The following is a 22,973-nucleotide window of genomic DNA, read 5'->3' as shown; positions in this document are numbered from 1 at the left end:
CCCTGCCGAACGAGCTACGGCGCTCGCCGTCCGGCACGACCAACAGCCCCGCCAGCCGGGGCCGGGCCGGGCCCGCCCGCTCGGCGATCCGAGTGCAGATCTCGCCCTCCACCCGTCTCCGGACCGAGGCCGCCATCCGGTCCAGCGTCGAGAACCCCGGCAGCTCCGGACCCGCACGGGCCAGCTCCTCCCACGCCATGTTCACACCGGGTGACCTTCTCGGGCGTCAGCAGTGGTGGGCAAAGGCTGCGGACATTGCCCTTTGTGGGACGGGGGCGGGCTCTGGGCGTGTGGAAGAGGGCGGGTAGACGGTCCTGCCCTCCTTGATGGTCTCCACGACGGTGATGTCCTTGATTCTTTGCTCGGAGATCGTGAGCGGGTTGTGGCTGAGGATCACCAAGTCGGCGAGCTTGCCCACCTCGATGCTGCCCTTGGTGTCCTCTTCGAAGTACTGGCGGGCGGCGTTGAGGGTGATGGACTTCACCGCGTCCAGGGCCGACACGCACTGGTCCGGGCCCAGGACGCTTCCTGAGGTGCGGGTGACGCGGGTGACCTGGCTGGACAGGATGGCGATCGAGTTGGGCAGGGCGACGGGGGCGTCGTGGTGGGAGGTGTAGGCCATGCCGCGGTCCACCGCCCACCGGGCCGGCGAGATGTTGACAGCGCGTTCGGGGCCGAGCACGGTCTTGCGGTACCAGTCGCCCCAGTAGTAGGTGTGCATGGAGAAGAACGACGGGATGATGCCGAGTTCCCGAAACGCCTCGACCTGGTCCTCGCGGGCGGTCTGGCAGTGGATGGCCGTCGTACGCCGGTCCTGCCCGGCTTCCTTGGTGGCCGCGCGCACGCAGTGGAGGAGTTGGTCGATGGCGGCGTCGCCGTTCACGTGCGCGATGACGTGCCAGTTGTTGGCGAAACCCGCCCGGACCTGGGCCAGGACGTCCTTGTCCGGCAGGGTCGCATAGCCGCGGTATTTCTTGTCCTGACCGTCGGGCGGGGTGAGGTAGGGCTCGGTGAGCCAGGCGGTGCGCCCCTGGGGTGAGCCGTCCAGGATCAGCTTCACCCCGGCCGCGCGCAGGCCCTTGGTGTACTCCCGGCTCGCCCGGACCGTGTCAGGGGATTTCATGGCCTGGTCAGCCTTGACGTAGACGACCACGTCGGTGGGCAGGCCGGCGGGGTGGGCGTCCGCGACCTGCCGCAGGAGGTCCAGGACCTCCAGGCTCGCTGCCCCCTCCTGCACGGTCGTGAAGCCGAAACTCGCTGCCGACAGGAGGCCCACGGGCAGGAACTGTCCGCTGTCGATGGGGTCCATCCCGGCGACGGCCAGGTCGGCGGCGGGGTTGAACGCGGTCTCCTCCAGCACCCCGTTCGGCTCCCCGTACACGGGCCCGGATTCGGTCCCGCGCTCCAGCCTCCGCCGGATCACCCCGCCGTCCGGGTCCGGTTTCATGGCGGTGTACCGGAGCCGTTCGAGTCCCAGGCTGTTGACCGCTCCCAGATGGAAGGACTGATGGATCGCCAGGACAGGCTTCTCGGTGGATACCACGTCCAGGTCGTGGCGGGTGGGGTGCCTGCCCTCGGTGAGCATGGAGTCGTCGTAACCAAAACCGACGATCCAATCCGAGCGTTTCCCCACCGCACTTTCGGCGAACTCGCGCAGCTTGCCCTGGAGGGACGCGATATCGGTGACGTTGCCGTCGGGAGCGGCCAGGAGATTGGCGATCGTGGCCTGCAGGCCGGTGCCGACCACGTGGCCGTGCGCATCGATGAAACCCGGCAGCAGGGCCTGGTCCGGCAGCAGGTCGTGCAGCCGCGTGTCCGGCCCCCGCCAATCGGCCTGTGCCTGGGACAGGTTGCCGACGAAGACGATCCGGCCGTCCTTGACGGCCACCGCCTCGGGCGCCGCCGACTTCTCATCGGTAACCGTCACGATGGAACCGCCGGTGAAGATGATGTCGGCATCTCCGGACCGCGTTCCCGGCGAGTTTTCCTGGGACATCACGCACCACCTGTTCCCCTGAGAATGATCAGCTTTCACCGCGAAGAGTAGCCGCATGAACGCGGAGCGTGATCGATTGAGGTCGGCCGGCAGCCGGATGAAGTCGGCTCGACGCAGTGCACGCAAAGGTGGCATCCCATGGACCCTTATTGCCTATAGTTCGCAGTTGCAGAATTAGCGCATTTAAGCTGGCCGCGGTACGCGAGAGGAGAACGGCATGCGTGGGACACCCGTGGTACTGGGCATCGAGTCGTCCTGTGACGAAACGGGCGCCGGACTGGTGCGGAACGGCCGGCTGCTGGGTCATGCCGTGGCGTCGAGCATGGACGAGCATGCCCGGTTCGGCGGGGTGGTTCCGGAGATCGCGGCCCGTGCCCATGTCCACTCGTTCACCCCGGTGGTGCACCGGGCGCTGGCGGAGGCCGGGCTGCGGATGTCCGACATCGGGGCGGTTGCGGTGACGACCGGGCCGGGGCTCTCCGGTGCGCTGCACGTCGGACTGGCCGGCGCGAAGAGCCTGGCGTACGCGCTGGACGTGCCGCTCCACGGAGTGCACCACCTGGCGGGTCATGTCGCGGCCGACACCCTGGAGCACGGCCCGCTGCCCGACCCGTGTGTGGTGCTGATCGTCTCCGGCGGTCACACTTCGCTGCTGCTCGTCCGGGACCTGGCCCGCGACCCGATCGTGCACCTCGGCGACACCCGGGACGACGCCGCCGGTGAGTGCTTCGACAAGGTCGCCCGGGTCTTCGGGCTGCCCTACCCCGGCGGCCCGGCCATCGACCGGACCGCGCGCGAGGGCGATGCCCGTGCGCTGCGTTTCCCCCGCCCGCTGACCGGGCCGCGCGACGATCCGTACGGCTTCTCGTTCTCGGGGCTGAAGACCGCCGCCGCGCGATGGGCGGAGCGGCATCGTGGTCAGGTGCTGCCGGTGGCGGACGGGGCCGCCGCGCTGCAGGAGGCGGTCGCCGACGTCCTGACCCGCAAGGCGGTGGCCGCCTGCACCGCCCACGGCGTCGGCACCCTCGTCGTGGTCGGCGGGGTCGCCGCCAACTCCCGTGTCCGGAGCCTGGCGGAGGAGCGCTGCGACGCTGCCGGGATCACCCTGCGGGTGCCGCCGCTGCGGCTGTGCACGGACAACGGGGCGATGATCGCCGCCATCGGGGACCTCCTGGTCCGGGCGGGAGCCGCGCCGGCCCCGCTGGACGTCGCGGTCGATCCCTCGGCGCCCCTGGAGTACGCCGCACTGCACCCGGTCGCCCGTGCCTGAGTGGCGCCGGACCGGCAACCCGCGCGCCGCGGAACGCAGGGCGTGGCGGGGGCGGTGCTGCGGAAGCGGCATCGGAGCGAGTGCTCATCAGTAGGTGCGTCCGGAATCCACGCTTTTTGGGCGTGCGTGTGTCGAACCATCGGGAACTTCGGAAATCGCTCCGCGAGGTCGTCGCCGTCGTACTCCTCTTCGATTCGCTGAAACCTTTCTTCGTTCTTGTTTCTTGTGGTCCCGGCCGAACCGCGGGTCTTCCCCACCGGAAGGCCCGGTGAGCGCCGCACTTGTCCGGTATCGGCCCCGGCGACAGAGACGGCGGGGCGCCGGTCAGGTGGCCGGCTGCGGAATTGTCAACTCCTCTTGGGGTGTGCTGAGTTAGCGCGCCGTCGTCGGAAACCCGAGATTTCGCCATGCCTTCCACCTTCTCCCGTTGCCGGTATCAAATGAGTCCGGTGCGCCCGGGTGTGCGGCCTGACCTCCGCGTTGTCGGTGAACGGGGTCCCGGGGGCAGAGGGGCCGGGGGTCCCCGGGTGCGGGTGCGGGAGTGGAAAGGGTGGCGAGTGCATGGGAAGTGCGGGCGATCTACCTGGCAGTTCGATATCTACCTATCGGTACAGCCAATATGGCGCGTTTAACTCCCCCCGGAGCGTCACTCTGCGAGCATCATCGCCAGTGGAATTCAGGCCATCCGGAATGCCGTGGGGGGAGTGGCCATGGGGCTGCTCGGCGATGAGCTGGCGTTCGCGCGCGCTCTGACAGTCCAGGAAAACGAGAGTGTGATGGCTCTCGGAAATCGGAAGCGTTATGCGGCCGATGCTCATCTTTTGACCGAGGGCGACCGATCCAGTCACGTAATGATCATACTTGCGGGCTGGGTGACCGTTTCTGTCGTCACGGACCGCGGTGCCACCCGACTGATACTCGGGCTGCGCGGTCCCGGCGAACTCCTCGGCGAGATGGCCGCGCTGGACAGCCGCCCGCGCAGCGCCACCGTACGCGCCCTGGGCCCGATAGAGGCCCAGGTCATATCCGGGGACGCATTCCGTCGCTTTCTCGCCCTGCACCCCCGCGTCAGCGGTCTGGTGATCCGCCAGCTCACCTTCCGGCTCCGAAGCGCCGACCAGGAGCGGTCCGCACTCGCCTCGCTCACCGTGTTGCAGCGCCTGGCCGCCCGGCTCACCGAACTCTCCCGGGCCGAACCCTCCGGCCCCTACACCCCTTCCGCCCCCGGCCCTTCGCCCGCGGGCACCGTCGTCCAGCTGGCTCAGGACGAGCTCGCCGCCACCGTCGGAGCCACCCGCGAGGCCGTCGCCAAGGCCCTGCGGCTGCTGCGTACCCAGCACGTCGTGCGGACGGGGAACCGGATGGTGGAGATCCTCGACCCCGCGCTGCTCGCCCTCCTCGCGGAGGGGCATCAGGAGTAAATCCCCGCCCGGTCGTGTGTAAACGGCTACAGACGGCCTTGGTCCCGGGCCCGAAGCTGACGGGGACGGCAAGCGGACAGGACAGGGGGCACGGAGTGGACGACGACGCAATGGATGTCGCCGAAGCGCGCTACGAGTTGGTGATCAGCGTCGACGCCCGGCGTTCCGGTGCGTACGACGACGTGGACAAGCCGCGGATGCGCGCCCGGATCTACCGGGTCCTGGAAGCGGCGTTCACCCACGCCAAGGTGGCGCGGGACGCCGTGCACATGGAGGACCGCGGCGACGGGGTGCTGCTGTCGGTGGCCGGCCGGATCGCGGTGACCCGGCTGCTCGGCCTGTGGATGGTCGAGGTGCACGAGAGCCTGCGGGACGAGAACCGCGCGCTGCGCGTCCCCCTGGGGCTGCGGGTCGGCATGCATGTCGGTCCGGTCCGGCACGACGGCCGGGGCATCAGCGGGCGTGCGGTGGACCTCGCCTGCCGGCTGGCGGACTCTCCCGTCGCCAGGCAGCTGCTGGACGCCGAACGCGCCGACCTCGTGCTGGTGGTCTCGGAGTCGCTGTACGAGGACATGGTCAGCAGCGGCGGCAAGTTCATCGAGCCCGCGCGCTACTCCTCGGCCCGCCTGAAGCTCAAGGAGGGCGAGGTCACCGCCTGGTGCCAACTCCCGGGGCGGCCCGCTCCGGCGATACCGGCCGGTGATCCGCCGCCGCCCGCCGGTACACAGACGCCCGAGAGCGGCGAGGCGGGGGCCGTGGCCACCGAGCCGGGCGCCGGCCCGGACACCGGTCCGGACGACGACGCGGACGATGACGACCGGACCGGTACCTCGGGCGCCCGCTACACCGTTCACGGCGACATGTCCCAGCACCGGGACAACGTGTACCAGCAGCCCGTGCACATCGGGCGGATCGCCGGTGGCGCCGGACCACGGAAGGACTGAGTCACGTGGCCGACGAACAACAGCAGGTGGACGCTTCCCCCGAACCCGCACCCCGGAAAGCGGCCGGAGCACCCGCTCGCGGGGCCGACAACGCCGGCAACGCCGATAACGCCGACAACGCCAACAACGCCGACAACAAGGCCAGGGCCGGGGACGGCGACGACCGGCCACGCGGGGAAGAGGGAGACGGCGGGGATTTTGCCGACAGCGAGGCCGCGGAGAAGGAGAAGGAACGGGAGCGCGCCGCAGGGCGGTTCAAGGAGCACACCCGCGACCCGCTCGCCGAGGCGGAGGGCGAGGACGGTCCCACGGATCTCGCCGCCGCCTCGCGGGCCCGCCGCTCCACTCGGATGCTGTTCGACACCGGCCGTGACCTCAACAGCTTCGACCGTTCCTACATCCAGAGCGCCCATATCGGCGATATCCATCTGCGGATGGACGCCCGCCACTCCAGCGCGGGGATGCGCAGCGGGCCCGTTCCCGACGAGGAACTGCGCAGGCTCCGCCGGGTCCATGTGGAGCCGGAGGGCTATCTGCATCTGCGCAACGCGCTCCAGGCCCGTCGGCTGCTGGTGCTCGGCGCCGCGCCCGGCACCGGACGTACCAGCACCGCGCTCTCCCTCCTCGACGAGGTCACCGCCCGTGCGGAGAGCGGCACCAGCACGGAGACCGGGACGGGTTCCCGGGTGCGGCGGGTCGATCCGGACGTACGGGGGCTGGCCGGCTCGCTGGAGGAGCGGCGCGGCATCGGCTACCTGCTGGAACTCTCCCTCGCCGGGCCCGGTTCGCTGCCGCCGGACGCGATGGACCTGGACGGGCTGGCCGCGGCCCTGGACGAGCACGAGTCGTTCGCGGTGATCGTCGTGACGGTCGGATCGGCGGCGAACCCGCTGCTGGCCGGGCGGTACGGGATGCTCTGTCCGCCCGTGCCCACGCAGGAGCTGCTCACCACCCGGCTGCGGGAACGGCTGGAGGACCGCATCGCCACGGCGCGGGCCGGCATGCCGGACGGCGGACCGCGGGTGGCGGAGCTGCTGGGCAGCGCGGAGGAGCTGGCGGGCCGGAAAGCGGTCAGGGATGCGGTCGGACTGAAGGAACTGCGCCCCGCCGAGGCCGAGTTGGTCGCCTCGCTGCTGGCCGAGCATCTGCTGGGTGACGTCTCGTACGAGGAACTGCTCGCCGGCTGCCGCAGCCTGGCCGCGGACCAGGCCCAGGAGTGGTTCGCCGGCGTGGACCGGGCGCTGGCCGCGCTCCCGTCCGATACGGAGGGCCGCGCGGGGCCGCCGAGTACGGCAACCCTGTTCCACCCGGTGGCGTTCCGCATTGCGCTCGCCGTCCTGGGCGGGGCCTCGCGCAGCGCCGTGGCCACCGCCGCTCATCTGCTGACCTGGGAACTGTCCGTACAGAGCGATCCGGACATCACGCCCGCCCGCCCGCTGTTCTGTGACGACCCGGTCTCCGATCTGGCGCTCTCGCGTGCCGAACTCACCGACGGCAGGGTCGAGGTGGCCGGCACCGAGGTGGGCGCCCAGCTGATCTGGTACCGGGGTTCCGCACTGCCCGCCGCGGTGCTGAGCGAGATCTGGGACCGGCACTTCCCTGCCAGGGCGCCGGTCGTCCGGTGGCTGCGGCTGCTGGCGGACGATCCCCGCCCCCAGGTGTGGATGCGCGCCGCGGTGGCCGCCGGGGAGCTGTGCGTACGGGACTTCGACCACGGTTACGCGGAGCTGATCCGCCCGCTCGCCGAGGCGTCCACGCCCCGCCGGAGGATCTTCGCGGCCACCACGCTGGACCAGGCGGCCGGGCACGCCACGCACCGGAAGGCGGTGCGCAAGCTGGTCGACGACTGGAGCAGGTACGGGACGAAGTCGCTGCGCTGGACCGCGGCGATGGCGCTGGGCTACGGGAACGCCGCCGCGACGACGGACGACGCCCTCGACGCCCTGGCCCGGATCGGGGTGCGCGACAACGGGGACCAACTGGCGGCCGCCTCGTTCAACGTCGTACGGCTGCTGGCGCTGCCGGACCGTGCGAAGGTGCTCCGGCGGATGTCCGAGTGGACCCACCACAAACGCGAGGCACACCAGGACCTCGGTCTGGTGACCACCGTCCGGCTCGCCGTGACCCCGGTGGACGAGGTGCTGAACGACGAGCCCGGATCCCTGCTGGCGGACCGCGGGGACTGGCCGCTGCCGCTTGCCCTCGCCGCCGCCCGTCCCGAACTCGTGGGCCCGATGGCCGACTTGATGTGGACCGCGCTCAACACCCCACGGTCGCAGGAAGTCGCCATGGACGCCCTGGAGGCCCTGCTGCGATCCGCCGTACGCAGGGACGGAACGGAGTGGACCCAGCCGGGCCTGGCGGCGCTGCTGCCCGCGCTGACGACCGAGGAGCACGACCGGCGGCGGCTGGACTGGCTGCTGCGCCGCATGATGAACGATCCGGAGAATCCGCTCCCCGACGCGCAGGCGCGCTCCTTGTGGTGGCTCGCCGTCGCGCCGCGGGACCGGACGGGCGAGGAGGACAGGCATGGCTGAGTACGAGGGCGTGGCGGCGGAGGGGGGCGCGGACGCCGGCCCGGGGACCGCGGGCCCGTTCCTGCGGGAGTACACGCCTGTGGGTCCGTTCCGGCAGGCGAGTGCCCGGACGGCCTCGGTGCTGTTCTACCGCAACGGCGGCTACAGCGTGGCCACCGTCTCCGGCGTCCAGCACTATGACAAGCGGGCGCTGGCCCGGCCGCACACCATCTGCGAGATCGCACTCGGCACCTTCGAGACCACGCTCCACATGGAGCTGCCGGCCGCGGGCGGCACCACGTTCTTCAAGGCCGAGGTGGACATCCACTGGACCGTGAGCGATCCCCATCTGGTCGCGACCGAGGTCGTCACCGATGTCGCCAAACGGCTCACCGCCCCGACGCTGGAGCGGCTGCGCGAGGTCTCCTCGGAATTCCCGGTGGCCCAGGCCGAACAGGCCGACCGCGCCATCACCCGGCACTGCGCCGGCGGGCGCTGGGACGACCTGGGCGCCGAACTCGGCCTGCGGGTACGGCTGTACGTCCGTCTGCGGGTGGACGACCGGACCATCCACCACATGGACGGCATCCGGGACGCGCATGCCTCGGCCGAGGTGACCCGGGTGCATCAGCACAAGTTCCGGTCGATGCTGCAGGGCGGGGAGCTGGACCAGCTCAGCTACATGCTGGCGGCCGAACCCGAGGCGGCCAAGGACTTCTTGGAGAAGATCCGCCAAGAGGGCAGGCAGGACGAGAAGGAACGCGTCGACCGGCTCTTCGCCATGGTCGACAGCGGGCAGATCCACTCCAGCGACGTGGAGTCGCAGGCACTGGAACTCCTCAACCGGGGCCGCCATCGCGTCCAGGGGCCCATCGGCTCGCTGCCCGCCCGCCGGGACACCCCGCAGCTGGCGCCGCCCGAGCCGTTCACCCCGGACTGGGTGGCGGACGAACCGGCCTCCTGGGCCGGGGACCGTCCCCGTCCGAGCAAGGACGAGGACGCCGAACCGGAGCCGCCCCGCCGCCGGAGCCGCAGCCGGGACGACGGATGGTCCTGGGCGGAGGAGGAGTGATGGCTGCCGACGGCGGCGCACACACGTCCCCCGACCCGGTCGTGCCGGTGCTGGACGGGGGTCTGCACGGGCACGACCAGGTCGGGGAACGCCTCGCGGAACGACTGCTGATCACGGTCCGGGAGGACCTCGGCCGGGCCGACTCGAAGGCGGCCGTGCTGCTCTCCGGGGCGCTGGCACTGCCCGCGTTCCTGATCGGCCGGCACGGCACGCCCGACTGGCACGGGCCGGCCGACCTCACGCTGGTCGTCGCGGGTGTGCTCTGGGCGGTCGCGGTGACTGCGCTGGTCCGGGTGCTCATGCCGCGTACCGGCACGGTCCGCAGCCGGGACGGGGTGACGTTCTTCGGCGACCTGCTGGCTCCGCACGACTTCGCGCGGCTGTCCGCCGAGCTCGCCGAGGCGGGGCGTGACCCGGCCGGGTGGCTGCTCATCCAGGCCATCGACGTCAGCTCGATCCTGTCCGCCAAATACCGGGCCATCCGCTGGGGGGTGGGCGCACTGGCCCCTTCGGCAGCACTGGCACTGGCCTGGGGACTGACCGCGCGCTGACCGCGGCCGGCCCGCGCCGTCGACGGCGGCGCACCACCACGCACATGACGCACAGACGAAATAAGGGGACGGCCGTGGGAGCAGTCAGGGGAAGACGGCAGAAAAGAAAGGGCTGGGCGCGCCGCGGTGCACTGCGTGCGCTGAGCGGCGCCGCGGTGCTCGTGTCCCTGCTGGCACCCGCCGGTCCTGATCCGGTGCCGGCGGCGGCGTCCACGCCGGCTTTCAGCTCCGTCAACTACGCCGTCGCCGTGGACGAGTCCGCCAGCCTCGCGCCCGCGGACATGAAGGCGGAAAAGGCCGCCGCCGCACGGATCGCGCTGGGCGACGTCTCCTCGTCCTCCCATGTCACGGTCTTCGGTTTCGCCGCCGCCGAATCCGGTGACCAGCGCGCGGTGGACCCGGTGTGCCCGCGGACCACGCTGGACGCGGCGGGGCGCGAGTCGATCGGCGGGTGTGTCGGCAAGCTGCGCAGCCGTAAGAAGAACGAGGGCACCGGCACCGACTTCCCGAGCGCGATACGCCAGGGAGTGCACGAACTCAGCACCGGCACCGACCCGTCGGTGCCCCGGGTGCTGTTCCTGCTCACCGACGGGGAGATGGACGTCACCGGCAGCCCCCAGTACGGCGATGCCGCGCACCGCGAGAACGAGGGCAAACAGCAGCTGAACCAGGAGCTCGCGAACGCCGCCGCGCAAGGGGTCCAGATCTGGCCGCTGGGCTTCGGACCCGCTCCGGACAAGGCGCAGCTCGGCCGGATGGCCGCGGGCGGACACCAGAAGGGCTGCGTCGAACTGCCCTCCGCCCGCCCGACGGCCGGCAAGGTCTCCGGGGCGAAGGACGTCGGCCCGATGCTGGAGAAGATCTTCGCCGCCGCCCATTGCCTGCGCTACCAGCAGGGAGCCAGCCAGCGGCCACCCGCCACCCTGGAGGTCGGCATCTCGCCGCTGGCGACCGTGGGCAGCATCGTGGTCGACAAGAGCGACCCCGCGGTGACGATCAGCTACCTCGACCCCAGCGGCCACAAGGTCCCCACCTCGGGGACGTACCGGAAGTCGCGATTCGAGCGGGCGGGCGCCGGTGACACCGTCGAGGCGCTGAAGATCGTCGACCCGGTGCCCGGCATCTGGAAGGTGAAGGCCGAAGCCCCCGAAGGACACCGCGCCCTTCCTGTCGGCGTCAGCGTGCTGTGGCAGGGCGAGCTGCGCGGCTCCCTCACCATGGACCCGCCGTCGCCCCAGGCCGGAGCGACGGCCACGGTGACCATGCGCCTGCAGACCCGCGAGGGCTACGAGATCAAGGACCCGCGTGACTACGCCGGGCTGAGGGTCCGCAGCGAGCTGACCGGGGACGGTTTCGCCCCGCTGGCCCTGCGGCTCGCCGACGACGGGAAGGGGCCCGACCCCAAGGGGAGCGATGGCTCCTTCACCGGATCCGTGAAGATCCCTCAGAGCGCCTCCGGGACACTGAAGGTGAGCGGCACGCTGACGGCCTCGGGCCTGAGCGCCGACACGCGCAGCGAGAGCGGCCAGATCGCGCCCGGGGTGCTGCCCGTCACCACGGCCCTCACCCTGCCCGCCACGGAAGCCCACCCCGGCACCACGCTCACCGGCACCCTGGCCGTGCACAACACCAGCGGCATCCCGCACACCCTGCGGCTGTCCGTCGCCGACCTCCAGCCCGGACTGCTCTCGATCAGCCCGGCCGAGATCGTGGTGAAGCCCGGCGAGTCCGGGACCCGGAAGGTGACGGTCGACGTCGCCCCCGAAGGCGTCTTCGGTGACCGCCTCGACGACGACGGTCTGCGGCTCGGCGGCACCGTCACGGTCGTCGACACCACGGATCACGACCGGACGCTGGTGCGGTCCCCGCTCTCGGTGCCGGTGACGCCGGAGCCCGGCATCTGGCAGAAGTACTGGTGGGCGTTCCTGTCCGCCGCGGTGCTGAGCGCGTCGGCCGCCGTGGCCGCCCTCGCCTGGCTGCGGCAACGCCGCACCCGCAGGGACCCGTTCGGCCTGGTGCTGCAACTGGTCTCCCCAGAGGGCGACGTCCTCGGAGAGCACCCGGCCGGGCACGGGCACAAGCAGTGGTACGAGTTCGCCGTCGTCGAGCCGCACCGCAGCCCGCGCATCGAGCGGCGCAGCCACGGCCCGTACGCCGTCCAGCGCAGCCCCGAGGGCGGAGCGGTCCTGCGCAAGCGCGGCGGCGGGCGGACCCGGCTGCCCACGCGGGGGACGGTCCCGCTGACCGATGCGCTGAGCCTCTCCCTCGGCGAGGAGACCCGCACTGCAAAGGCCCGGCGACCGCGGTCGTCCAAGCCACCGGCGACCGCGGCCACCACCCCCGCGGCCACCGAAGGCGGGAGCGCGAGCACCTACGAGTCGTACCGGTGACGCGCGGGGCGGGCCGGTGCGCCACCGGCCCGTCGGCGCACACCGCCGCGCGGCCGCCGTGCCGCGAGGAATCCACAGACGTACCGAGGACGAACCGGCCGCCGATACGGCCGCAAGCGGGAGGGAACCCATGAAAATCTTCCAGCCGATGCTCTTCGTCGGCCTGGGCGGCACCGGTGGCCTGGTCGGTGCCGAACTCGAACGCAAGCTGCGTGCCGAGCTGTGCGGTCCGGACGGCGTCGCACTCAGCCACCTGAGCGGCCACGCCCCTTACCAGCTTCCCGACTGCCTTCAGTTCGTGTACGCGGACTACAGCGAGTCCGACCTTCAGCGTCTGCCCCAGTTCAATGTGGACCCGTCGCTGCGCCCCGCGTACGCCCGTACCTCCCGGGCCACGCACAACCTGCTGCCGAACTTCGACAGTTCACCGGAAGTGACCAAGATGCTCCGGGCCAGCCTGCGGGACGAGGTCTCCGGCTGGCTGCCGCCGCGCATCGACGAGCCGAAGGTCACCCCGCTCCACAACGGCGCCGGCCAACTGCCCACCGTCGGGCGCGCCGCCCTGTTCGCCACGCTCCGGCACAGCCTCGCCCCGGTTCTGGAACCCCTCCTCCAGGCCATCGACGCGATCGCCAAGTCGGCCGGTGAGCTGAGCGAGCTCGGCGGCGGCAAGGTCAACGGCTGCGATGTGTTCGTCGCCTTCTCGGTTGCGGGAGGCACCGGCGCCGGGATCTTCCTGGACTATCTGCACTTGATCAACCACGCCTTCCAACTGCGCCGCTTCGACGGGGTGAAGATCTACCCACTGGTCGTGATGCCCTCCTCGTTCTCCTCCGCCGCCGGCGGCGGACGGGAGGCGGAGCTCAACTCGGCCCGTGCGCTGGTCGACCTGTTCCGGCTGGTGGACGGGCAGAACGCGCCGACGGAGGGGGCGGAGATCGGCGACCTGGACCATGACTCCGGTCTCGGCATCCGCTACCCGGGCACGACACCGATCCGGCTGCGGACCGGCATTTTGCCCACCGCGTTCCTGTTCAGCCCGACCGCGGGGATCCGCCAGGACGACCTGCGCCGCTCCATCGTCTCCCTGGTGATGTCACTGATCGGCACCGAGCTGGGCGACGGCCGCTCCCGGGGCCGGATGACGGCGGCCGACGACGACTTCCAGACGTTCGCCGCCAGCTTCATCAACCGGGGGGTGCACCGCAGCGCCATGTCCCCCACCGGCATCGGCCGGCAGGGGGTCTCCACCAGCCTGGTGGCCTCCATGACCGCCCCGATGGACCAGCTGGCCGACCTGGTGGCCGGCCGGCTGCTGCGGGAGGCGGTCACGGATCTCGTGGAGCGGCCGCGTGCCGTGCTGCGGGAAACCGCGGTGCCGATGATCCGGCACTTGTTCGCCGACTCCCATCTCGAAGAACTCTGGGAACGCCGGCAGTTGCCCGTACCGGAGCCCGAGCCGCTGCCGCGCGGCAGCAGGGCCATCGAGCAGGCGCTCGGGGAACGCATCGCGGACATGCAGCGGCTGCTGTCCGACCTCCAGTCCATCGCCGACCGCCAGGCCGCCTCGATGGCCGACCGGTTCGCCCCGCGCCCCGCCATCGACAAGCTCCTCCAGACCGTGGACCCCTTCCTCGCCGAACGCGTCGTGCGGGGCGTCCCGGACAGCGATGAACCGATCGCCCGGGTCGGGTTCCTCGGCATGCTCAACAGCCGCTCCATAGCCCCCCAGCGCCCGCCGGGGGTGACCGAGCAGCCGCCCAAGACCCCCCGGATCAAAGGCCGGATGGCCGGTATGTCACCGGCCCGCTGGGGCGACGACGACGTGCAGGCCGCCCTCCAGGAGCAGGACGCCTGGTACCAGTGGCGCAGCCGGATCGTGTGGCACGAGGCATGGCGGGAGCAGCAGCAGCGCTGGCAGCCCCAGGCGGACGCGGCGGGGACCGACCTCGGACGCCTGGTGAACGCCTTCCGCAAACACTCCGACCAGGAGCGCAAGGTGTCCGCGCAGAAGGGCCTCGAACTCTACGAGGACCGCACCGGGATCTCGTATCTGCTGCCACCGCAGCGCACCCTCAACCACTTCTACGAGGACCTGGTCACCCGGCTGATCCGCCGGGAGGGGCTCCGTGACCACGACGACGAGGCCACCCTCCTGCTCAAGATGGTCGACGGGGACACCTGGCGCACGGTCCACTCGCTCAGCCGCCGTAACCCCGACAGCGCGGTGTCGGTCGTCAAGGCACAGCTGGAAGGCCGCATCACGCGGCTGTTCGCCGAGAGCGGCGAACAGCTGGAGGAGCGCCCGCTGTTGCCGTCCATGAGCGCGCTGCTGGCCGCCGCGGCGGGCGACGCGGACGCCACCGAACACGTCAGCAAGGAGGCGCTCGACCTGTTCGGCCGCAAGCTGACCGGGCTGCTGCCGGTGGGCTTCACCCCGGAGGGCACCGGACCGCTGCGGGTCCTTGTCACGCACCCGCGCGTGCAGTTGGTGGAAGAGGTGCAGGAGTACCTTTCCAAGGCGCTGCGGCTGCCCTCCGACGCCAAGAACTCTGTGGAGTACCGGGGCGTGGAGAGCGATTCGATCACCGTGGTGCTCTTCCGCAGCGAGATGAGCCTCACCCAGGTGCCCGAGGCCCGCAAGGTGCTGCGCCAGTGGGCCAGGGCGAAGGACTCCGAGCAGGCCCAGGACGTGCTGCGGTGGCGTCAGCGGCTCGGGTTCCGGGACAGCTGGATGGTGAGCGGCGAGGAGGACCGCCGCGCCATCCTGCACCGGCTGCTGTGCTGCATGTGGAACGGCCAGGTGGACGTGGTGGACGGCGACTTGGCGTCGCCGGACCGTGTGCGGCTGAGGCTGTTCCCCGAGACGGGTGACAATGTGCCCGGTGTCCGGCTGCGGCTGGGTGACTTCCCCGGCGGCGTGTCGAGCTGGGCGGAACTGCTGCGCTCGTACGAACGCTGGACCGTCCTCGACGACGAACGGACCGTCGAGGACTATTGCCGCGAACTGATGGGGGCCCAGCCACTGGGTCTCGCCAGGAGCGGCAGTACACCGCATCCGCTCTTCGTCGAACTGGTCGAGAAGATCGCCCCGCGCCAGCTGGAACTGCTGGAGGACCGCCGGGAGCGCGGCGGCGAGCGGGTCGAGGGCTGGGTGCGGCCGCTGTGGGAGTTCTGGGCGGAGACGCTGCCGGCGGCGCTGGACACCGAGTTCGGCGACCAGCGTGCCGTCCAGCCGACCCTGCGCACGCTGCTGGAGCACGTACGCGGCGGAACGCCGAAGCCGCGCGCCCGCAAGGAGCTTGCGGAACGCCGGCATGCCGTGTCCGATGACGACGACTGGGGTACCGCCCCGCGCCGCTCGGCCGACGCGTACCAGGACGGCAGCGAGGGGCGTTCGCGGCGCGTGTCCGTGGACGACTATGACGGCGGGTACGGCGACGGCCGGAACGGCGAAGACCGGAACGGCGAAGACCGGTACGGGGACGACCGGTACGACGACGGGCGTGGTGACGGCCACGGCGAAGACGGCAGGCACCTTCGGGGCGAGAAGACCGGCAGAGCCGAGAGGGGCAGCCGGGACGAAAGGGACAGCAGGGGCGAGCGGGACGGCAGGGGCGAGCGGGACAGCCGGGACGAGAGCAACCACGCAGACGGCTGGGGCGAACCGACGCCACGTGCCTCCGGCAGCGACGAATACAGCGCCGAGTACAGCGCCGGCGAGACGCACGACGGCGGCGCCCGACGCTCCTCCGGGGGCCGGGACCGCGACCGCGACCGCGGCCGAGACCGGGACCGGGACCGGGACCGCGACCGGGACCCGGACCGCGTCAACGGTCACCCCGGCAGCGCCGACCGGCCGTGGGCGCCATGGGACGACCCCGGAGCCCCCCGCCCGTTCGACGGCGCCGACGACAGTGGCCGCGACCGCTCACGCCGCAACCCCTGGGACGGTGATGCGGAGTGATCACGTCCGAGGACATCGGCGCCGTCATCCACCTGGACCTGCGCACCGGGGCGGCGGAACTCGACACCGCCCCGGCCCTGCGGGCCAAGGTCGCCCGGCAGTTGGGCCGGGCCGGACTTCCGGAACCCGACCACCCGCTGTTCCTGGTGGTCGACACCCCGGCCGGACTGACCGACCACCAGCAGCAGTACGAACTGCTCACCGCCTACCGGGCCGTGGGCGAGGTCAGGATCCTGGTCCTTCTGGTGGGCAGTGCGCCCGGGTCGTACGCCGGTGAGGACGAGGTCCTCCAGCCGGACCGGCGGCTGGTGCGGCCGGCGATGCTGCGGGCCTCCGGCACCGCTCTGCTGTGGGCGGGCGACCTGCGCTCCGCCCGCACGGCGCTGGAACAGCCCGCGCCCGACGCCCCGGAGGCGCTGGCGGTCCTGGTGGACCTGCTGTCGGTCCCGGACGTCTTCCTGAGGGTGCTCGACGACTTCGGGTCGCTGCCCGACACCGTCGCCGCGCCCGGCGTGCGGCTGCTGGAGCAGGACCTGCCGCCACAGGTGCGCGACCGCGCCTGGCGCGACGCGCTCGCCCGGTTCGCCGGCGAGGACACCGAGCTCGCACCGGATCTGCCGGTGACCGCCTGGACCGCTGCCGATCTGCCGGAGCCGCTGCGGGGACTGGCAGCGGGCCGGACCGGCCGCGACCTGCGGCACCGCGAGGCGGGCGGCATGGCGGACGCCGCGTACCACGCGTGCGCGGCGGCCCTCGACGACGCCGAGGACGCGCTGGCCGGGCTGCGTTCCGTCCCCGGGCTGCTGCGGGCTTCCCGCAGGGAGGCGTTCGAGGCGGACCTCGACCAAGCGCGCCAGACGCTCGACGACTACCGGGGCCTCGTCGGCTCGGCCCTGCACAGCGGCGGCGGCTCCGGCACGGCAGCGTCCGCAGCCGAAACGGCGGCCCGGCTCGCGGCCCTCGGCCTGCGGGTGCCCTCGGCCGAGGGCGTGGGCGAGCGGATCGGCGAGGGCCTGCGGGAGTTCGCCGGGAAGCTGCTGGGGCGGGGGCTTGCGCTGCGCGCGGTGGCCCAGCGCTTCACCGGACTGGCCGGGCGGGTGGAGCCGGTGCCGGGCTCGGTGCTGCTGCCGAAGCTCGCCGATCATTCCGCCGACGCGGTGGCCCGGCGGTCCGGGGCGGGCAGCGGCCCGGTGCCGGGCCCGGTGGCCGGGCCGTCGGCGGCAGCCGTGGCGGGGCTGCTCGGCGCGCTGTGGCAGGGGCCGTTCCTGGCGCTGGCGATCGCCGTCCCGCTGGTGTTCCTCGGCCTGGCGGTGTTCGGCGCGTCCCGGCTGCGGGGCGCCGGACACCCGCGACGCTGGGCAACGGGGCCCCGGGCCGCGGCACTCGGCGGTGCCGTGGCCGGGGTGGTGGTGGCATACGCGACCGAGCCTCCGCTCCGGCTGAGCGCCCCCGCTCTGCTGGTGGCTCTCGGCATTGCGGTGGAGACGGCACGCCGGCTCTGGCGTGCGGCGGCCGGTTCCTGGGCCGCGGTCCACGGCACCGCCGCGCTGCGCCAGGCCCTGGACGGGCTCGACGCGCTGCTGGCCGAGGCGGTCCATGAGCACTGGGCCGCCGACGAACGCCTGTACTGTGCCGACGCGGCCCGGTCCGTCGCCGGCATGCTGCGGGCGACGGCCGCCGCCGCGGACGCCGAGGCGGTGCCCGAGCCGGAGCGGCCCTCGGCCACCGCTGCGTCCGGCGGCACCGAGCCGTTCGCCGCGGACGACTGGCTGTCCAGCGCCTCGGCCCTGGAGACGGACGCCTGCGCCGCGGCCGACGACGGGGACAGCGACTGGGCGAGCGCGTACGCCTGGGAGGACGAGCCGTCCGGGGACGAGGCCGCGGAGCAGAGTTCCGCCCGGCCCGCCGACCCGTGCCAGGACGCCACCGCCGGGACTCCGCGCTGGCTCGACCGGGAGAGCGGCGAGGGCGGGCCGGAGCTGGTGGCCACCCTCGCCGGTGATCTGACGGACGCCGCCATGGTGGCGATGGCGCCCTACTGGGGTGCCGTCGAACGCGGCCAGGCCGGCGCCCTCGCCCTACGGCGTACCGAGGACCGGGTCCGCGAGCTGCTGTCGACGGCCCGTCGGCACCTTCAGCGCAACGGTGTGCTGGCCCCGCCCCCGTTCGCCGCCGCGCACCGGACCCGCACCACCTCGGCGAACCTGCTGGGGACCGACCCGCAACGGGTGGCCGACCTGGTCGGCGCGGAGCCCGACCGGCAGGCCGTGGTGCAGCTGTCCTCGCCCGAGCAGGGCACGCTGCTCAGCCGCGACCCGGCGGCGGCGGTATGGATCCGGTTCGCGCCGGAGGCCGTACGCGCCGAGGTCGAGAAGGCCTGGCGGACGAGCGGTGCGGTCGGGCCCGAGGAGGCGCTGTGGACCTCGTCGGGACGGTACGCCGGGCTGATCCGGCTCACCCCGCTGCGGATGGGAGTGGTGGATACCGTCCGGCCCCGCGAGAGCCCCGCATCCGACCCGGCGGACGGGTACGGCCGAACGGACGGTGACCGCTGGTGACCAGTAGCCCGCACCCCCACGTGAGGGAGCCGGACAGCCCGCAGCGGACCACGCTCGCCTTCACCGCCCCCTCGGGACGGCGGCGCATCGCCCCCGTCCGCTTCGGCCGCGCATCCCGACGTGATCCGCTGCTGCCCCAGCGGATTCGCCACGGCCTGCTCGACGACGAGGGACAGCAGTGCGTCCAGGTGCGGCTGACCGCCGCTGACGCGGCGAACCCGGCGGCGCGGGCACTGCTGGATGCGGAGACGGGCACTGCCCTGCACCTGCACCGGGTGCTCGACGACACGGAGTACGCGGCCCTCTTCCCGAGGATCATCGGCTACGAGCTGGACACCGCCGAGCCGTTCCTGCTGTACGCCGCACCGCGCGGCACCGCCGCCGTGCGCACCCATGTGATGTCCGCGACCGACCAGCGGGTCTTCGCCCGTGACCTGATGCTGGGGCTGTGCCTGCTGGACAGCCAGGGCCTGGTGTTACGCGGCATCTCGCCCGCCACCGTGCTCTGGGACGGCACCTCGCTCCAGTTCTGGGGCCTGGAAGGGGTAGCCCGCACCGGACGGCCGAGGACCCGGTGGGGGCGGGCGCCCTACTGCTCGCCCGAACAGCGCAGGGGCGAGGGCCTCGTCGACTCCCGGGACGCGGTGTGGAGCGCGGCCCAGGTGCTCTACCAGCTGGTGACCGGCCGGCCCGGTCCCGCCGACCGGGCGCCCGCCGACCTCGGCGAGCACCGGGTGCTCGCCGAGACGCTGCGGGGCGCCTTCGCCCCGCTGGCGGCCGGCCGGCCGGCACCCGCCCGGCTGCTCGACCTCCTGGCTCCGGGGGCCGCCCGGCGCATCGCGCTCTCCGTGCCCGCCGACGAGACGCGCCCGCACCGGGAGGCCTTCGCGCACGCGCTGCGCCTCAAGCGGCAGGCGCCCGCCGCCGGACCCCGCGACGGGTCCGGGGCGCCGGCCGGGCGGAGCAACGGCCAGGTGCTCTGCCCGTATTGCCTGGAGACCATCCAGCTCGACCTCACCTCACTGTTCGTCACCGACAGCAAGATGCAATACCGGGCGCTGGACCCCTCGGGCATCAGCAACCCCTTGCGGCGCCAGGACGTCATGCGCGGTGCCGTCCAGAAGTGCACGGCGGACCCGGACTTCCCCGAACACTTCATCCCGGTGCCCTACCTCACCTACGGCCGCCCGCTGACCGTCGCGATGGTCGGCCAGTCCTCCACCGGCAAGAGCCACCTGCTGACCCAGATGATCGCGGAGATCACCGACGGCGGCCTGGAGCCGTTCGGCCTGAAGTGGCAGTCCGTCAACCCCGAACAACACGCCCGGTTCGTACGGGAACGGGTGCAGCCGCTGCGCAACGGCAAGGTCCTCGACCACACCGGCGGCCTCGGCCTGGACGGCTTCGCCCGCTTCGTGGAGTCCCTCCTGCTCACCGACGCGCGCGGGCAGGTACGTCCGGTCGCCTTCTTCGACCTCGGCGGCGAGGACCTGGTGCGCACCGATGCGGCGCTCCGCTTCCTGCTGGGAGTCGACGCCATGGTCTTCGTCGTCGACCCGGCGCTGGCCCTGCCGCTGCCGCATCTGGACCACGCCAGGGAACGCTGGGGTCTCGACGTGAACCGGGACGGCGATCTCGCCTTCGGCACCGTGTTGGACCGACTGCCGAAGAACGGCCCGTATCTGGACGTGGCAGCCGCCATGGTGCTCGGCAAGGCCGACCTCCTGCGGTTCCAGCCACCCGTCGACCGCTGGCTGGGGGCGGCGCCGCCCACCTCGCTCGACCCCGCGCTGGTACGCGAGGAAAGCCGGGACGTCTACGGGCTGCTGCGCCACCATGCCGGCCAGGCATGGCTGCGCCCGTTCGACACGATCCGCCGGTGCACCCTGCATGTCGCGTCGGCCACCGGCGGCCAGGAGGAACACGGCCGCTATCCGGCGGGAGCCGGGCCCCGGCGGGTGCTGGAGCCGCTGTTGTCCCTGCTGGCGATGCACGGGCTGATTGAAGTGCCGGGCGGCGCCGAGGCGTTCGCCGTGGGAGCGGTGCCCGCGAGGGAAGCGGAGCCGCCGTCGGAAGCCAGAGGAACAGCCAGAGGAACAGGGGGAGAGGAAGCGACGTGAGCGACTTCCAGGAGCGGAGGCCACCGGCCGGCACGGGCGGGCCGGGCGGTGGCCCAGCCGCGGGACCGGTGCACCAGGTGATCTTCCGCTGGGACGGCAACCAGGGCCGCCAGGGCACCGGCATGAAGGCCGTCGCCCACTCCTGCCCGGCCGAGCGCGCCGAGGAACTGGGCAGAGAACTGGGCCCGTTGCTGTGGGTGTCCGGTACGGCGGCCCCGCGGCACAGCGTCGTACGCACCCTGTCCCGCGACGGTGACGTCATGCTCGTCCAGCGCTGGCCCACCACCGACCGTGGCGGACGGCCCAGCACGGTCAGTCATGTCCTGGTCGGTGACCCGCGGGCACTCAAGACCCGGCAGTGTCTCGGCCTCTCCCACGGCGGCTGGAGCAACCGGGAGTCCGCGGAGAGGGCCGCCGGGCGGCTGCGCGCAGTGGAGTGCGAGCGGCTCGACGCGGTGGCTCGCCGGCGACTGCCGGGTATGCAGAAGCTGCTGCCGACGGTCCGGCACGCGCTGATCCTGGTCACCGCGGAGTGGCTGCGCGATCCGGCACAGCGGGTGTCGCTGCTCACGGACGAGCAGCAGCTGCCCGGCTGGCCGGACCAGGACGCGGCGCCGCTGGTGTACCTGGGGCTGTTCATGCTGTTCGGCTCCTGGCTCGGCCAGGAGTGGACGTTCGCCACGTACGACACGGCCGACACCCATCAGCTGCGTCTGATGTGCGTCCCGCGCTGGGAACCGGACGCGGGCGGGCCCGGTCCGCTGGCCCGGATCATGGGCCACCCGCCGGCCGAGCCCCAGTTCGAACACAGGGCGGCGGCCCGGCTGGTGGACCATCTCCTGGCCCACCCGGCGGACCGCCCCGGTGTGCCGCAGCTGGCCGACGCCCTGCGGGACGGTGCGGCGCTGGAGTGGCCGCGGCGTCGCGTCCTGCTGAAGCAGATCCTGGACGCCGACCCCCGGACCGGCACACGCACCGCCGCCGCACCGCACCGCCTCCCCACCCCGGAAGAGGAACCGTCCCGGGCCCCGTCCGCCCGTCCCGCCGACCCGCAACCGGACCCCGCACCCGCGCAGGTACCTCCGACACCGACCCCCGAACCTTCTTCCCCGCCTCTCACGCCTGCGCCTCTCTACCCACCTCTCACGCCCGCACCCGCCTCCCCGCACCTCCCGCCCGAGCCGCCACCGGTATCCGCCCCCGGACCCACGCCCACACCCACGCCTACGCCCACACCCCGACCCGCACCCACACCCGCACCCACCACGACCACTCCGCGCTCCCTCCAGCAGCCCGCCCCTCGGCCGGCGGCGTTCGGTACAGGCCACCCGGCGGCCACCCACGAAGCGGCCGCACTCCACGAGGATCTGCGTGCCCCTCAGCGCAGGAACGCCCTCCAGCGCGGCCTGCTGAGGGAGCGGCTGCGCACACAGTCCGACGCTCTGCTCCTGGACGAACTGCGCTCCGGCGACCTGCCGTCGGATTCCTTGGACCTGCTGCTGGACGAGCTGGGCGACGACCACCGCGTCCGGGTGCGCGAGACGGCGATGACGCACGAGCTGTGCGCCGAGGTGCTCCGCAACGGCCTGTACTTCGAGCCGAACGGGCAGGGCACGGAGGCCGTTTCGAGGACGGCCAGGGCCCGGCGGGCGGCCTCCCTCTTCACCTGGGCCGTCGCCCCCCTGGGCCGGGACGAACGCTACCGGCGGGACTTGCAGGAGCTCTTGCACCGTATGTGCCGGGACCGCCACCCCACTGCGGGCAACTGGCTCTGGCAGAGCATCATCGCGCCGGGCAACGGCCTGGCCCCCGATCTGTCCCCCGTCCTGTGGCAGCAGATCCTGCGCGATGTGATCGGCCAGAGCGCTGCACCGTCCACCACGCCGCACACGGCCCACACGTCCCACGCTGCTTCCCCTGCCGAGTCCCACGCCGCCCCGGTGTCCACCACGTCCCCGGGGCCCTCCGCCACCGTGCCGGAGCCACCCACCTTCGCGTCCCGGCTCTCCGAGCTGGCGAACAACCCGGGCTGTGTGGTGGGGACCGGTGTCGGGGTGATCGTCGTGCTCATCGCGATCGTGCTCATCTTTGCGTGACAGGCAATCAGGCGAGCGCACAGAAGCGTGGCGGGAGCGGGCCCAGCAGCATGGGAGGCGCCCCCCTGTCCG

12 protein-coding genes are annotated in these 22,973 nt (G+C 72.5%); 11 read left to right on the top strand and 1 reads right to left on the bottom strand.

Annotated elements, in window-relative coordinates:
- Positions 1–226: 226 nt before the first annotated feature.
- Positions 227–1,996: an amidohydrolase gene (locus ACWGJY_RS26845; RefSeq protein ID WP_453263411.1), complete on the bottom strand. Its 1,770-nt coding sequence runs from the start codon at positions 1,994–1,996 to the stop codon at positions 227–229.
- 217 nt (positions 1,997–2,213) lie between these two features.
- Between ACWGJY_RS26845 and tsaD the strand changes: the two genes are divergently transcribed.
- From tsaD to ACWGJY_RS26790, 11 genes are all read left to right on the top strand, one after another.
- The gene (gene tsaD, locus ACWGJY_RS26840; protein ID WP_453263410.1) at positions 2,214–3,266 is read left to right on the top strand and encodes a tRNA (adenosine(37)-N6)-threonylcarbamoyltransferase complex transferase subunit TsaD; all 1,053 of its coding nucleotides are present in this window, start codon (positions 2,214–2,216) and stop codon (positions 3,264–3,266) included.
- 710 nt (positions 3,267–3,976) lie between these two features.
- A complete protein-coding gene (locus ACWGJY_RS26835; protein ID WP_453263409.1) occupies positions 3,977–4,687 on the top strand; it encodes a Crp/Fnr family transcriptional regulator in 711 nt (236 codons plus the stop codon).
- 95 nt (positions 4,688–4,782) lie between these two features.
- Complete coding sequence (locus ACWGJY_RS26830) at positions 4,783–5,631, top strand: hypothetical protein (protein WP_453263408.1); 849 nt, start codon at positions 4,783–4,785, stop codon at positions 5,629–5,631.
- 5 nt (positions 5,632–5,636) lie between these two features.
- Positions 5,637–8,168, top strand: coding sequence for a hypothetical protein (locus tag ACWGJY_RS26825; RefSeq protein WP_453263407.1), 2,532 nt, complete (start codon positions 5,637–5,639; stop codon positions 8,166–8,168).
- Positions 8,161–9,219 (top strand): hypothetical protein, encoded by a 1,059-nt coding sequence (locus ACWGJY_RS26820; RefSeq protein ID WP_453263406.1) that lies wholly within the window; start codon positions 8,161–8,163, stop codon positions 9,217–9,219. The genes ACWGJY_RS26825 and ACWGJY_RS26820 overlap by 8 nt, the downstream gene beginning before the upstream one ends.
- The gene (locus ACWGJY_RS26815; protein ID WP_453263405.1) at positions 9,219–9,770 is read left to right on the top strand and encodes a Pycsar system effector family protein; all 552 of its coding nucleotides are present in this window, start codon (positions 9,219–9,221) and stop codon (positions 9,768–9,770) included. Before ACWGJY_RS26820 ends, ACWGJY_RS26815 begins: the two co-directional genes overlap by 1 nt.
- A 74-nt stretch (positions 9,771–9,844) precedes the next feature.
- Positions 9,845–12,160 (top strand): VWA domain-containing protein, encoded by a 2,316-nt coding sequence (locus ACWGJY_RS26810; RefSeq protein WP_453263404.1) that lies wholly within the window; start codon positions 9,845–9,847, stop codon positions 12,158–12,160.
- Positions 12,161–12,290: 130 nt separating this feature from the next.
- Positions 12,291–16,127: a tubulin-like doman-containing protein gene (locus ACWGJY_RS26805; protein WP_453263403.1), complete on the top strand. Its 3,837-nt coding sequence runs from the start codon at positions 12,291–12,293 to the stop codon at positions 16,125–16,127.
- Positions 16,124–18,685, top strand: coding sequence for a hypothetical protein (locus ACWGJY_RS26800; protein ID WP_453263402.1), 2,562 nt, complete (start codon positions 16,124–16,126; stop codon positions 18,683–18,685). The genes ACWGJY_RS26805 and ACWGJY_RS26800 overlap by 4 nt, the downstream gene beginning before the upstream one ends.
- On the top strand, positions 18,682–20,805 hold the full coding sequence (locus tag ACWGJY_RS26795) for a hypothetical protein (protein ID WP_453263401.1): 2,124 nt from the start codon (positions 18,682–18,684) through the stop codon (positions 20,803–20,805). The genes ACWGJY_RS26800 and ACWGJY_RS26795 overlap by 4 nt, the downstream gene beginning before the upstream one ends.
- Positions 20,802–22,901 carry a hypothetical protein gene (locus tag ACWGJY_RS26790; RefSeq protein ID WP_453263400.1) on the top strand — a complete coding sequence of 700 codons (2,100 nt, stop codon included), beginning with the start codon at positions 20,802–20,804 and terminating at the stop codon, positions 22,899–22,901. Before ACWGJY_RS26795 ends, ACWGJY_RS26790 begins: the two co-directional genes overlap by 4 nt.
- Positions 22,902–22,973: the final 72 nt, after the last annotated feature.

This window comes from Streptomyces sp. NPDC054765 (genome assembly GCF_053612065.1).
The sequence above is the reverse complement of the archived record's forward strand: the minus strand, read 5'-3'. Positions and strand labels throughout refer to the sequence as shown.

Coding starts and splice junctions, on each gene's coding strand:
- tsaD (WP_453263410.1), top strand. CDS start 2,214: ATGCGTGGGACACCCGTGGTACTGGGCATCGAGTCGTCCTGTGACGAA.
- ACWGJY_RS26805 (WP_453263403.1), top strand. CDS start 12,291: ATGAAAATCTTCCAGCCGATGCTCTTCGTCGGCCTGGGCGGCACCGGT.
- ACWGJY_RS26845 (WP_453263411.1), bottom strand. CDS start 1,996: ATGTCCCAGGAAAACTCGCCGGGAACGCGGTCCGGAGATGCCGACATC.
- ACWGJY_RS26835 (WP_453263409.1), top strand. CDS start 3,977: ATGGGGCTGCTCGGCGATGAGCTGGCGTTCGCGCGCGCTCTGACAGTC.
- ACWGJY_RS26820 (WP_453263406.1), top strand. CDS start 8,161: ATGGCTGAGTACGAGGGCGTGGCGGCGGAGGGGGGCGCGGACGCCGGC.
- ACWGJY_RS26815 (WP_453263405.1), top strand. CDS start 9,219: ATGGCTGCCGACGGCGGCGCACACACGTCCCCCGACCCGGTCGTGCCG.